Here is a 14,106-nt window from a genome sequence, read left to right on the forward strand (position 1 = left end):
AAATATAGTCTTCTTGTTCAGGATACCTTATTGCAATCGTTTGCGATGCATGACATGTTTTATAGCGATTTTATATACTCCGCGTCGATTCCCGAATCACCAGGTTGGTGTCGACTACCTTGGTATCGCCATAGCTATAATTCGGATTAGCAATGCGTTTCAATAAAATACGCGTGGCTTCGGCGCCCATTTCATAACCATGCTGGTCTACCGAACTTAATTTGGGTGTTGTAAAATCGGAGAAGCGTCCTGCGGAAAATCCCATGATACTTACATCTTCCGGAATCCTGTATTCTCTGCGTTGGAGAGCCTTCATGGCTCCAATGGCCGTTAAATCGTTGTTGGCAAATATTCCGTCAGGAGGCTCCGGCAGATGCATCAGGTACTCGATGGCATTTTCAGCCAGTTCAACGGAATCGGCCGGGTAAACATATTCTTCTTTATAGGGAAGGCCTCCATCACGTAAAGCATCCTTGTATCCTTCCAAGCGTTTTTCACCGATAGCCAGATTTTGCGGAGCTGCCAGGTGAGCAATCCGTTTGCAGCCTGTTTTTACCAGATGTTGCGTTGCTGTGTAGGCAGCCTTGTGGTCGTCGATAATAACCTTATCGGAAGTAAAACCGGTTGCTATCCGATCGAAAAAAACCAGTGGTATGCCACTGTCTTCCAGCATGTGAAGGTGTTCGAAATTGTGAGTCTCTTTCGATACGGAAACCATAACGCCCTCAGTGCGGTTGGACAGGAGTGCCTGCGCATTGGTTACTTCCCGCTCGTACTTTTCGTTCGACTGGAATATCATGACGTTGTAGCCGGCATCGTAGGCTACATCTTCCACTCCGCTGATTACCGAAGAGAAGAAATAATGAACTATTTCGGGAATGATAACACCAATGGTATTGGTGCGGCTACTCTTCAACGACAGGGCAACAGCGTTTGGCTTATACCTTAATTTTTTAGCCAAATCGTTCACCATTCGCTTGGTTTCCACACTGATATCGGGATGGTCCTTCAGTGCCCTGGAAACTGTCGATGCAGAGATGCCTAATTCTTTTGCTATGTCTTTAATGGTTACCTGACTACCCTTCATTTTTTTATTCCGCTGGTCAAAATATTATGAAAAGCACTATATGTTTCAAAGTAAAGAAAATTTAAAGTAATCCAAAACATCTGAGCTGTAATATATCCTTTCGGTTTTTTAACGAAGAGGGGCATTTTTCAGTGAATATGTTGTAAAACATGTTGAGTGCAAACGTCATCGCAATCGTTTGCGTTAAGAAATCGTGACCTGATAAACATAATCATACATTTATTTAAGGTTAAAAAATGTTTATTTGAATCGGAAATTAGTGTGATCAGCTCTGTTTCCGGAAAGAATAATGGATGATTTTCAACTGTTTAATTCCTTTCTAAAAAGGAACTATTTCAATCGTATTAATTCTGTTTTTATGAACCTATAATTTGATCCTTATGAAGTTTGTCTTTGGAAAATTGCATGTTTTGTTGCTGTTCTCAGCACTACTCATGGCAAACGTGTCATTTGCGCAAGAAATGACAATTACCGGTAAGGTCACAGATGCGTCCACCAAGGAGCCTTTGGTGGGGGTAACGGTTGTGATCCAGGGAACAACAAGCGGTACTACAACCGACTTTGATGGTAACTACCGGTTAAATGTCGCCAAAGGACAGAATCTGGTATTCTCGTTCATTGGTTACAAATCACAAACCATTACTGTAGGTGACCAAAAAACACTTGATGTCGCCCTTTCAGTTGAAACCAAGGGCCTGGATGAAGTCGTTGTAATTGGTTATGGTCAAGTGAAAAAGAGCGATGCTACCGGCTCGGTAGTCGCCGTTGATTCGAAAGATTTCAATAAGGGGGCCATTACCTCTCCGCAGGACCTGTTGGTAGGTAAAAGTGCTGGTGTTGTTATTACTCCCGGCGGTGGTGCTCCCGGAAGTGGCGCAACCATTCGTATTCGTGGTGGTTCTTCTTTGAACGCTTCGAACGATCCGTTGATTATTGTCGATGGTGTTCCGCTGGATAACAATAAAATTGATGGTAGTGGTAACTTCCTGTCGTTCATCAACCCGAATGACATCGAGACGTTTACTGTGTTGAAGGATGCCTCGGCTACCGCCATTTACGGTTCCCGTGCATCGAACGGTGTTATCCTGATTACCACGAAAAAAGGGAAAGCCGGTGCTCCGATGAAAATCAGCTACGATGGTAATGTATCGGTAGCGACTCCCGAGAAATATGTCGACGTTTATTCAGGTGATGAGATGAGACAAATCGCTGCTAACCATATAGATTTGTTTGGTGCGGAGACCCTGAGTAAACTGGGACAGGAAAATACCAACTGGCAGAAAGAGATTTTTCGGACTACGATTTCTCACGAACACAACCTGAGTTTATCCGGTGCGGTAAAATCCATGCCTTACCGTGTATCGGTAGGCTATACCGACCAAAACGGTATTCTGAAAAATACCGGTTTGAAGCGAATGACAGCCGCCGTCAACCTTAATCCTACGCTGCTGAATGGCGATTTGAAATTCAACGTGAGTGCGAAGGGGATGAATACTGATAATAACTTCGGTGATACCGGAGCGATTGGTTCGGCCATTAATATGGATCCGACTCAGTCGGTTTACGACCCAACAAAAACAGGTTCGGCAGGTTATTTCCAATGGGTCAACTACGGTGCTAATCTGGGTACTCCTAACCCGGTGGAACAAGCTTTGGCCGTCGATAACAAGTCGAATGTAAAACGTTTTGTCGGTAATATTCAGGCAGACTACAAGCTGCCGTTCCTTCCTGACATGCATGCCAATTTGAATGTGGCAACAGATTACACAAAAAGCGAGGGACATAATAATCGCCCGACGACCGCACCTTCGGTACTTACAAATCCAACGTGGGGACGGTTGACTGATTATAATGGTAAGAATTACAATAATCTGCTCGATTTTTACCTGAACTACACGAAGGACATTGAATCTATCAATAGTAAAGTAGATGTAACCGGTGGTTATTCCTGGCAGCATTTCAAACGCGAAAGTTTTAATTATGCCCGCGGTATTGTGGATGCCGATCATCCTTACCAAAAGGTTGACAGTACAGCTTTTGCTACTGAAAACTACCTGGTGTCATTCTTCGGTCGTTTGAATTATACACTGGCTGACAAATACTTGCTTACCGTAACTGTTCGTGATGATGGTTCGTCCAGGTTTGCCAAAGGAAATCAGTGGGGTATCTTCCCTTCAGCTGCTTTTGCCTGGAAAATGAAAGAAGAGTCATTCCTGAAAAATGTAAATGCGATTTCTCAAATGAAACTGCGTTTAGGTTGGGGTATCACCGGTCAACAGGATATCGGAAGCGATTACCCGGCTCAGGCAAAATATGTGTTGGCAAGTGCGGGGTATTATTATCCGATTGGTGGTGAGTTCTTACCAACTTTGCGACCGGATGCATATGACCCGAACATTAAATGGGAGCAGACCACTACTCAAAACATTGGTCTTGATTTCGGTTTCCTTGATAACCGTATTTATGGTTCGATTGATGTTTACAAACGTGTTACCGACAACTTGTTGAACCAGGTGACCATTCCCAGTGGTAGTAACTTCTCCAACACGTTGTTGACGAACGTAGGTAGCCTTGAAAATAAAGGAGCAGAATTCTCACTGAATCTGGTTCCGATTTCGAAAAAGGACATGTCTTTGAATGTAGGCTTCAACCTTACCTACAATAAAAACAAGATCACCAAGTTGCTGTTGACTGATGATCCTACCTATCTTGGTATTTTGTATGGTAGTGGAATGACTGGTCAAAACCAGGTGACTCGTGTTGGACATCCTGCTTATTCCTTCTTCGTGAATCAACAGGTTTACGATAGCAACGGTAACCCGATTGAAGGATTGTACGTTGATCGTTCAGGTGCCGGAGGTACGGTAAGTGGTGATAATAACGACAAGTACATTTATCATAACCCGGTTCCGGATTATACCATGGGACTGTCGCTGCGTTTTAACTATAAGAAGTTTGATCTCTCAGCGTCATCTAGGGCAAACATTGGGAACTATGTATATAACATGGTAGATGCTGGTTCGTCGCTGGATCAGATGCAGCAGATTGGTTACTGGAAGAACTTCCCAAGATCCTTGAATAATACCAATTTTGTGAAGCGTCAGTTCTCAAGTGACTACTACGTCCAGAATGCGTCATTCTTTAAATTGGATAACGTGAGCGCAGGCTACCAGTTGGATAATCTGATTAACAAATTGAATGCAAGGGTAAGTTTCACCGTTCAGAATGTGTTTACCATTACCAAATATGACGGTATCGATCCCGAAGTACCTTACTCCGATGGCCGACCTGGAATTGACAACAATTTCTATCCCAGGGCACGTACCTTTATTCTTGGTGTAAACCTGACTTATTAATCGACGAACAGTAAGTAACATGAAGAAAATACATATCATATTAGGAATATTTCTTTCCGCACTGCTGATGCAGTCTTGCGTGAAAGATCTGAATGTGAAGCCAATCGATCCCAATACGATCATGGCGGGAAACTTAGGTGACGATCCTGTCTATATGAAGCAAGTATTGGGAAAAATCTACGCCAGTTTTATCGTTTCTGGTCAGAGCAATGACAACGCTGATATCAGCGCGTCGGATGCTAACTTCTTCACGACTTCCCGAGCTCTCTGGAACTTGCAGGAAATTACGACGGACGAGGCTATTTGTGCCTGGGGTGACATCGGTATTGCCGACCTGAACACCCAGACCTGGAGTCCGAGTAACCCGTTCCTGACAGCATTGTACCAACGGTTGAGTTTGAGTATTACCTATGCCAATGATTTTATCAGCAAAACCAAAGATAATACCGACCCAACGGTACAGCGGTATACCGCTGAAGCTCGTTTTCTGAGAGCCTTGGCTTACTACTACCAGATGGACCTATTTGGTAATCCGCCTTTTACAACCGAAAAAGATGGAGTGGGTAAATTCTTCCCCAAACAAATTAAACGGGCAGATTTGTTCAACTACATTGTCTCAGAGCTTCACGCTATCGAGCCTACACTGGGCGACCCCGGATTTTCGTATCCTGAGGCCGATAAAGCTGCAGACTGGATGTTGCTGGCACGTATTTACCTGAATGCCAAGGTTTATATCAACCAAACGAAATGGGATAGCTGTAAGATCTATACTGATAAAGTAATCAACAGTGGTCAATATTCACTGGCTACTGACTATCGCCAGAATTTTAGCGCCGACAACGATGGTAACCACAACCCGGAAATGATTTTTGCTTTCGAGCAAGATGGAATCCATACACAGGGTTATGTGGGAACTACCTTCATTATTGAATCAAGTAGTGATGCAACCTATATTCCGGCAGAGCAATATCACGGATTAACATCCAACACCAACTGGAATGGTAACCGTACCCGGAAAGACTTCATGAACGTTCTGGTGGATACCCTGGCAACTTATGGAGATCGACCGGTTCCGGCTTCTGATACCATTTTTGCTCAGTGTCCTGATCATCGCGTGTTCCTGAGACAAAAGAGGAGTATTAATATTCCAAGTCCTTCTTCCAGTGGTGACTTTGGTGTAGGAGTATATAAGTTCACAGCCCTGAATCATGACGGTTCAAAACCGGCAGATTACAACCCGGCTTTTGCTTGTACTGACTTCCCGATTTTCCGTCTGGCAGACGCTTACCTGATGAGAGCTGAAGCTAATTATCGTTTGGGTAACAAGGCCGAAGCCGTAACCGATATCAATAAGATTCGCGAACGTGCTTACGGTGACGCCAGTGGTGATATCAGTACTGCTGACATAGATTCGGATGCCAAATTCGACAAATTTATGTTGGATGAGCGCGGACGTGAATTCTACTACGAAGGACAGCGTCGTACCGATTTGATTCGCTTCGGTCAGTTTACCGACGGTACGTATAACTGGACCTGGAAAGGTGGCGCTTATGCAGGTGTCAGCACAGATAGCCATTTGAATCTCTTCCCGATTCCGGGTGACGAGGTGGCTGCTAACCCGAATATTCAGCAGAATCCAGGTTACTAATCCTTAAAAAATCGAAACAATGAATAAGCATTTTAAAATATTACTGGTTTTCATTGGATTGATCGGACTTTTCACCTCGTGTGAGAACGACGGCATGAAAGTGGTAATGCTGGACAATCCAATCGCACCAACGTTACAAACGCTACCTGACCTGACGCTTCAACGGTCGGCAGGTAAAGATACACTAACGTTTAGTGGAACCGCTGTTGACCCTGGTTTCCAGGCATCAGCAAACTACTTCCTTGAAGCTTGTGCCACCGGAACAAACTTTGCCGACCCAATTACTTTGATTTCCGGCACTAGCCCTGACGCAATGAAGATTGCAGTTAAGGATCTAAATACCACTCTCCTGAAAAAATTTCCCGGAGATGTTCCTACAACTGTTGATGTGCGACTGCGTGCTAACCTGGTGGTAGATGCTGGTACCGGTGCTTTGGGTACAGCTTCAAAACCATTGAGCTATAGTTCTGACATACAAACAGTGGATGTGACACCTTATGGTTTGCCTCGTTTGGATTTGATTGGTTTGAGCACGGCTCAGAAGATTCAATCCGTGTTAGGTGATGGTGTTTATACCGGCTATGTAAATTTGACTGCTAGTGATATGTTTACACTGAATGACCCGGATGCAAGTACCAACTATGGTGATGATGGTAGCAACAATGGTAAACTGGCCGTTGATGGTGTTGCTATAGCTTCTCCGGGTGACGGATGGTATCAACTGGATGCAGACATCAATAATCTCTCTTACGACCTTCAGCCCTATAATGTGGGTGTAGTTGGTTTATTTACCAATTGGGGTGGAGATCCTGACCACATGATGGCTTATAATACTGATAAGGGATATTGGTACATCGATATTGATCTGCCTACCGGCCCGATGAAATTCAGGTTGAATAGTGCCTGGGGAACAAACTGGGGACCAGGTTCAGATACTGACTTACCTGCCGATGGCGGAACCTTAGGCTTGCCTGACAGTAATGGCAACATTAACATCACGGCCGCCGGAAATTACACCATCCATCTTACGTTGAATGGAAGCTCTGGTTCAGTTACTTTTATCAAGAATTAATTAATCTGGATGAGATTAAACGATATTTCTATGAAAAGAAAATCAATCTATATGATGATAGCATCCTTTGTTACAGCGGCAATAGTCTTTGCCGCCTGTACAAAGGATATGTCGGAGGTGCGCCTGGAGTCCAAGCTCACCACGACGGAGAAAATGGATGTTACTTCTGATTCGGCAACCGTTGTTGGATTTATCGTGTCAGAAGGACAGGGATTCACGGAAAAGGGGATTGTCTATAGTAAGGACTCCCTTCCCACGGTTGACGACAACAAGGTGGTTTACTCGGGTAACGAGAAAACAGCAGCCTTTACCGTCAAAATTGGTGGCCTGGACTATGCGACTAAATACTACGCAAGGGCCTATGGTATCACCGCAGGTGGAACCATTTATGGAGATCAGCTCACGTTTACAACACTTCCTGTTCCCCCAACTGTAACGACGGCTGATATTACCAACATTACCGGCAGGACCGCTACCGGAGGTGGCGAAGTAACCGTTTCTGGTGGCGCCGACGTGACTGCACGTGGTGTTTGTTTCAGTACGGAACATAACCCGACTCTTTCGAATAGTTTTACGACTGATGGTGATAGCCTGGGTACTTTTACCAGTAGCCTGGAGAACCTGAAGGGAAATACTACCTACTATGTTCGCGCTTACGCTACCAACAGTGCCGGAACAAGTTACGGTTCAGAAGTATCATTTACCACTGAAGTAGCATTGCCAATAGTGACAACGACACCCATTTCAAACCTGGTTGCTGATGGTGCAACCTCGGGAGGTAATGTTACGGATAATGGTGGTGCGGACATTACCGCGCGTGGCGTTTGCTGGAGTACCAGTGCAGATCCGACTATTTCAGATAATAAAACAAGTGACGGAACCGGAACAGGTTCGTTTGCCAGTTCGATAACCGGTTTAGCAATTTCTACAACCTACCATGTTCGTGCTTATGCTGTTAACTCGGCCGGCGTTGCATATGGTGATGACATTCAGTTCTCAACATATCCTACTGCCTTATATATGATTGGTGATGGTGTTGCCAGTTGGGATTGGGCAACAACTGATCTTCCGATGATTCCGGTGAATAGCCATCCCAACATGTTCTGGAAAATTGTCTGGTTGAATGGAACCGGAGGATTTAAAATGAACTCGGCAAGAGCCTGGGATGGAAATGATTTTGGAAAAACCGGGGATGCGACCGGAAGTATTAATGATGCGACCGGACTCGTTTATGGCAAAGGGACAGAAAATATTCCTGTACCGGGTACACCGGGTTACTATATGGTTGTAGTTGATTTTGCCACAGGTAAAATATCCATCTCCAAACCAGCTGTATACCTGATTGGCGATGTGATTGGTTCATGGGATACTGCTAATCCTGACGGATTGTTTACGGTCGATAATAATAACAGTGTAGTTACCATTACCAAAACATTGTCGAATGCTGAAATCAGAATGTATGCATGGCATCCATGGTTCGACCAATGGTGGCAATCTGAATTCATTATCCTGAACGGTCAGATTGAATTCCGTGGTACCGGTGGCGATCAAACGCGCGTTACCGTACCTGCCGGAAGCAATACTGTTACACTTAATTTCAAAACAGGAGCAGGTTCGATTACCCAACCCTAGTTCCTTTAACTTATAGAAAAGGGACGCTTAAGCGTCCCTTTTTTTGCTTATCAATTTTGTTTTAGAAGCTTTCCTAACTCATGAAGAAAATCCTTATTCTGGTAATTCTTTTTGGGACTTGCCTCCTTAAAACAAAGGCTCAGTCCGATGTTATGATGCAGGCATTCTACTGGGATCCGCCAGTCGATGCTGCACATCTGAATGGCATTTGGTGGGACAAACTGGCCGGTGAAATACCGGAGTTGGAAGCTGCCGGAATAAAAGCGCTGTGGATTCCTTCTCCCTGTAAAGGGAACTGGGGAATTTACGATATGGGCTATGGGATTTATGATCATTACGACCTTGGTAATTTTAGCCAATGTGGTACGGTAGAAACCCGTTTCGGTTCAAAGGCCGAATTGATGAACCTTTTGCATGTGGCGCATGATACCTCGAAAGGTCAGCGAATGGACATTTATGCTGACATTGTCATGAACCACATGTATTCCACACAGAAAAAAGATCTGGAGCGAAACCCTGTGGTGAAGAAATACACGCAGGAAAAGGCTGTAATAAATGGAAAAGCACATGCTCCGTACCCAACCAATGAGATTGTCTGGCAATTTGTTCCTTCCCGGCCCGGCAACTATATTTTCCACATTCGTGGATTTCATCTGAACTTTGATGCGCCTGCATCAGAACGTTTTTTTCAATTTGAATGCAATCTTCCGGCTAAGTCTGGAAATGGAGTTGAGGAAACACCTCAAAAAAAATATTACAGGACAATTCAATCACCTGAAAGTGAACAGGAATTTCAGGTTGATGTGCCTGCAGATAAGATAAACCAACCGGTTGAAATTCGTTTGACTGCCCAAAAGAGTTCCGATGGCAAGAACTTTCAGTGGACCGATCAAACGAATGCCTATTATGTTGCTGATGTAACATTGGCAGGAAAATCGGTTAACGACTCACTCTTTGCACTGACGCATACCGGTATCCACTATGTCAATCACGGAAACCTTCCAAACCTGAAATGGCACTACTTCGATTTTCACCCGTCCGATGCAAACGATTCTCTCGGTTTTCCAGGAAACCGGGACACCCTGATGACGAATGTGAAATGGTTCGGGAACGATTTGAATACCCTGAATCCTGAAGTTCAGCAACGGTTGATGGATTGGGGCAAATGGTTGGCTGATTCCATTGGTTTCGATGGTTACCGACTTGATTTTGTTCAAGGATACCAACTGGAAATGGTGGCTAAATGGGTGACCAACCTGCCTCAGGACAGAACAGGAAAACAGCCGTTCATTGTCAGCGAATATTTCACCAATTATCCCGGTAGGATATTTGACTGGGTGAACCGTGTTAACCATTACCATTTTCAAGGGAAACACCCGAATGTAACGGCTTTTGATTTTCCGTTGAAGAAGGCGTTGACCGAGATGTGTAACGGTGATGGAAAGTCTTTTTCGATGAAACGACTGGCAAGGGCTTCGATGAGTGATAATGGGAAATATGAACTCCCGGCATCATCGGTTGTCAGCTTTGCGGAGAATCACGATACCGGAAAAGAACACGATAAATGGATCGTGAAAGACTGGCGAATGGCCTATGCCTACATTTTGTTTGCGCCTGAAAGGCCTTGCATCTTCTATCCGCATTATTACGGTGTGAAACAACACGATTTCAACCATAAGGAGTTTTCGGTACAGGCACCCGATACACTGCAAACCTTTATCGATAGAATGATAAAAATCCGGGCAGACTACCTGGGCGGCTCGATGAAGACATTGCAATTTAGTCAGTGTGCTTCCGCAAGTAATCTGTTTGTAGCGAGACGTGAAGGAGGAGAAAAGAACACGGGTGCTATTTTAGTGCTGAATAATAATCATTTAAAGGAGCTGAATTGTCTGTCGGACACGGAGGTCACAGGATACAAAAATTGGGCAGGAAAAAAGCTGATTAATTTACTTCAATCCGGCGATGAAGTGAATGTCTCTGAGACCGGATTTGTGGAACTAAAAGCGCCTCCAAGAGGTATATCCCTATATGTACCGGTCGATAGACCTCATATGCAGAAATAAATCATTACCAATCATAATACTGAGAACCAGATGACACTGATGAAAAAGACACTATTCCTGATAGCAACGCTGTTTGTTGGTTTGACTGCGGGAGCACAAACGGTGACAGACTATTCTGTTTCTACTGATCCAACGTTTTTCACGGCCAATCAGCAGGTAAAAGTAACCTTCGATCTGAAGGGATTCGATACCCCAAACCAATGGGGCGATGTTTATTTGTGGATTTGGCTTTCTGATCCGAATGTGGGAAATCCCTCCGATCAGGGAACCTGGTCAAATACGGCCGATGCCTACAAAATGACCGATGACGGAAACAATAAGTATTCTTTCACCTTCACTCCTTCGGCACTTTGGCCCAATAATGATCCAACGACGATCAAGAAAATTGGAGTAATTGCTAAAGCGAAAGATGGCTCTGATACCGGATCCGGGGAAAGGAAAACAACGCCGGATTACATGCTGAATGTGACTGCAGAAGGAGTACTGGATATTCAAAATTCAGTGACCTCACCTTACATTGGAACGGCAGGCGAATCCCTACCGGTCTCTATCGTTACCAGTGAATCGGCCGATATTACTCTTTCTTTGGATAACACAGTGTTGAAAACTGTAACAGGAACAACTCTGGATGACAATGTTACGTTGCCACAGTCGGGCGATCACTGGCTGATTACCAAGGCTCAGGCAGGAACAAAAATCAGTTACGATTCGGTGTTTGTCACCATAAAGCAGGATTTGACCGGAACGATGCCGGCTGGTTATCGTAAAGGAATTAATTACGTTGACGATACTACGGTAGGACTGGTCCTTTGGGCTCCTTACAAAAATAATGTGTATGTGTTGGGAGAGTTTGATAACTGGCAACCTAAGGCTGCTTATCAAATGCACAAGGACGGAGACTATTACTGGATTACCCTGAATGTGGAAAAAGGGAAAGAGTACCTGTACCAATATCTGGTTGATGATTCCATCAAAATTGCTGACCCTTATACCGAAAAGGTAAGCGATCCATGGAACGATCAGTATATATCGAGTACAACTTATCCTAATCTGATTGCTTATCCTACCGGGAAGACAACCGGAATAACTTCCAGTTTTCAAACGGCGCAAACACCTTATAATTGGCAGGTTACTAATTTCACACCTCCGTCGCCGGATTCACTAGTCGTATATGAACTATTGGTAAGAGATTTTGATGCGCTGCATTCTTTTCAGGGGGTAATCGATCACCTTGATTATTTGCAGGATTTGAATATAAATGTGTTGGAATTGATGCCGGTGAACGAATTTGAAGGTAATAGCAGTTGGGGGTATAATCCGGATTTCTATTTCGCACCTGATAAATACTATGGCCCGAAAAACGAATTGAAGAAACTAGTTGATGAGTGCCATAAGAGAGGAATCGCTGTTGTTATTGATTTGGTTTTGAATCATTCGTACGGACAAAGTCCATTTGTGCAGTTGTATTTTAAAGATGGTGCACCTACTGCCCAAAATCCCTGGTATAATCAGCAAAGTAACTTCGAAAATCCGGATGCTCAGTGGGGATACGATTTCAACCACGAAAGCCCGGCGACACAACAGCTGGTCGACAGTATCAATTCCTTCTGGATGAGTCAGTATAAAGTAGACGGCTTCCGCTTTGACTTTACGAAAGGTTTTTCGAACAATTTCAAGCCGTTGGCAACCGATCCGTGGGGAAGTAAATACGATGCCGATCGGATTCGCATATTGGAAAGAATGGCCGATCAGATATGGAAACGGAAGTCGGATGCGCTGGTTATTTTCGAGCATTTGGCTGACAATAGTGAAGAGACCGTTTTAGCAGACTACAACAAAGGGATTCTTCTTTGGGGTAATATGTCGGGTGCGGCTCAAAATGCAGCGAAAGGTAATGTAGCAAATAACCAGGCAGATTTTTCGAGGGGCTCTTATACACAACGCGGTTGGAATAAATCGAGACTGGTTGGTTATATGGAAAGCCATGATGAGCAGCGGGTGGCCTATGTTGCCGAAACCTCCGGTTTGGCAAATGACAATTACAATATAAAAGATGTTCCGACTGCGTTAAAAAGAATCGAATTGAATGCAGCACTATTCTTCACCATTCCCGGCCCGAAAATGTTCTACATGTTTGATGAGTTGGGCAATGACGAAGATATCAATACGCCAAGCCGTACCGCTGAAAAGGCACCACTCTGGAGTTATGTCGACGATCCCAATCGTACCGATGTTTTCCAGACATATGCCAAATTATTTTACCTAAAGCGCAATTACGACATCTTCTCGACTACCGATTTTACTTATTCATTGAATGGAGTTACGAAGTGGATAAAGCTGAATAAAAACAATCAGCATGTGGTGGTCGAGGGAAACTTTGGTTTGACCGATGCCGATCTGTCTGTTGATTTTCCGGTTACCGGAAAGTGGTACGAATATTTTACCGGCGATTCCATCGATCTGACCAGCAATTCGTACATGGCTCATCTGGCGCCCGGAGAGTACCGGTTGTATTCAACAGAGAAATTTACGAAGGACCATATTGTAACCGATGTACCGACTGTTTCGGCTAATGATAACCCATTGCAGGTGTGGCCCAATCCGGTTCAGAACAGCTTGAATTTGTCTGCAGATGAAGATATGAATCGAGTAACCGTATATTCCATTACCGGACGGGTATTGCTCGATAAAAGCTTTCCGGGGTACGGCAAAACATCCATAGCGATTCAATCCGATGGTTGGCCACAGGGAACTTATATTGTAAAAGTAATTACCACTTCCGGCAATGTGGAAACCCGGAAAGTGATGAAATATTGATCAGAGTTGAATAAAAATTGTATGATTTTTTGCCCGGAATTTGCAATTGATTTTTCCGTTTAATGAACAGATCGTGCCGTTCACCACATAAAATCGGCCGTTCGTCAAAAAAATTTTTCTGTTTGTTCAGGAATGTCTTAATTGTCGACAGGTAAAAAAGCAAGGATACGCAGTAGTACCTTCATCGTTGGTTTTTGAAGGCTACTTACTTCAGAAGTAAGACTGCAAAAAATGAAAATGCCGCGTTCGGGAGGATGTGGCATTTTTTATGAAACTTTGCAAAACGGTTTTCGGGTTTAAGTAGACGATTTCTTCGTCGCAGTGTGATTGTTGTAAACTACTGCGCAATGTGCTATATTTGCGCGAAATTATTTTTTATTCAGTATAAAAACTGATAATATGAAATAAATCTTTTTCTGTCTTCCAGA

General features: G+C 44.0%; 7 protein-coding genes. 6 read left to right on the top strand and 1 reads right to left on the bottom strand.

Annotated elements, in window-relative coordinates; all coding sequences use genetic code 11:
* Positions 1-70 precede the first annotated feature (70 nt).
* The gene (locus AC060N_RS00305; protein ID WP_463229046.1) at positions 71-1,087 is read right to left on the bottom strand and encodes a LacI family DNA-binding transcriptional regulator; all 1,017 of its coding nucleotides are present in this window, start codon (positions 1,085-1,087) and stop codon (positions 71-73) included.
* A 380-nt stretch (positions 1,088-1,467) separates the two neighbouring features.
* Here AC060N_RS00305 and AC060N_RS00310 point away from each other — a divergent pair, with 380 nt between their 5' ends.
* From AC060N_RS00310 to AC060N_RS00335, 6 genes are all read left to right on the top strand, one after another.
* Positions 1,468-4,443, top strand: a complete 2,976-nt coding sequence (locus AC060N_RS00310) for a SusC/RagA family TonB-linked outer membrane protein (protein WP_479525409.1) — start codon at positions 1,468-1,470, stop codon at positions 4,441-4,443.
* A gap of 19 nt (positions 4,444-4,462) precedes the next feature.
* Positions 4,463-6,091, top strand: coding sequence for a RagB/SusD family nutrient uptake outer membrane protein (locus AC060N_RS00315; protein ID WP_479525410.1), 1,629 nt, complete (start codon positions 4,463-4,465; stop codon positions 6,089-6,091).
* 19 nt (positions 6,092-6,110) lie between these two features.
* Positions 6,111-7,163, top strand: coding sequence for a SusE domain-containing protein (locus AC060N_RS00320; protein ID WP_479525411.1), 1,053 nt, complete (start codon positions 6,111-6,113; stop codon positions 7,161-7,163).
* A gap of 30 nt (positions 7,164-7,193) precedes the next feature.
* Positions 7,194-8,795: a SusF/SusE family carbohydrate-binding protein gene (locus tag AC060N_RS00325; RefSeq protein WP_479525412.1), complete on the top strand. Its 1,602-nt coding sequence runs from the start codon at positions 7,194-7,196 to the stop codon at positions 8,793-8,795.
* Between the two features lie 80 nt (positions 8,796-8,875).
* Positions 8,876-10,861, top strand: a complete 1,986-nt coding sequence (locus AC060N_RS00330; protein ID WP_479525413.1) for an alpha-amylase family protein — start codon at positions 8,876-8,878, stop codon at positions 10,859-10,861.
* A gap of 39 nt (positions 10,862-10,900) precedes the next feature.
* Positions 10,901-13,678 carry an alpha-amylase family glycosyl hydrolase gene (locus AC060N_RS00335; protein ID WP_479525414.1) on the top strand — a complete coding sequence of 926 codons (2,778 nt, stop codon included), beginning with the start codon at positions 10,901-10,903 and terminating at the stop codon, positions 13,676-13,678.
* Positions 13,679-14,106: the final 428 nt, after the last annotated feature.

Source organism: Prolixibacter sp. DSM 2831, from assembly GCF_056493735.1.

What these genes read in the sequence shown, in the direction of transcription:
- AC060N_RS00305 (WP_463229046.1), bottom strand. Translation starts at nt 1,087, where the DNA reads ATGAAGGGTAGTCAGGTAACCATTAAAGACATAGCAAAAGAATTAGGC.
- AC060N_RS00310 (WP_479525409.1), top strand. Translation starts at nt 1,468, where the DNA reads ATGAAGTTTGTCTTTGGAAAATTGCATGTTTTGTTGCTGTTCTCAGCA.
- AC060N_RS00315 (WP_479525410.1), top strand. Translation starts at nt 4,463, where the DNA reads ATGAAGAAAATACATATCATATTAGGAATATTTCTTTCCGCACTGCTG.
- AC060N_RS00320 (WP_479525411.1), top strand. Translation starts at nt 6,111, where the DNA reads ATGAATAAGCATTTTAAAATATTACTGGTTTTCATTGGATTGATCGGA.
- AC060N_RS00325 (WP_479525412.1), top strand. Translation starts at nt 7,194, where the DNA reads ATGAAAAGAAAATCAATCTATATGATGATAGCATCCTTTGTTACAGCG.
- AC060N_RS00330 (WP_479525413.1), top strand. Translation starts at nt 8,876, where the DNA reads ATGAAGAAAATCCTTATTCTGGTAATTCTTTTTGGGACTTGCCTCCTT.
- AC060N_RS00335 (WP_479525414.1), top strand. Translation starts at nt 10,901, where the DNA reads ATGAAAAAGACACTATTCCTGATAGCAACGCTGTTTGTTGGTTTGACT.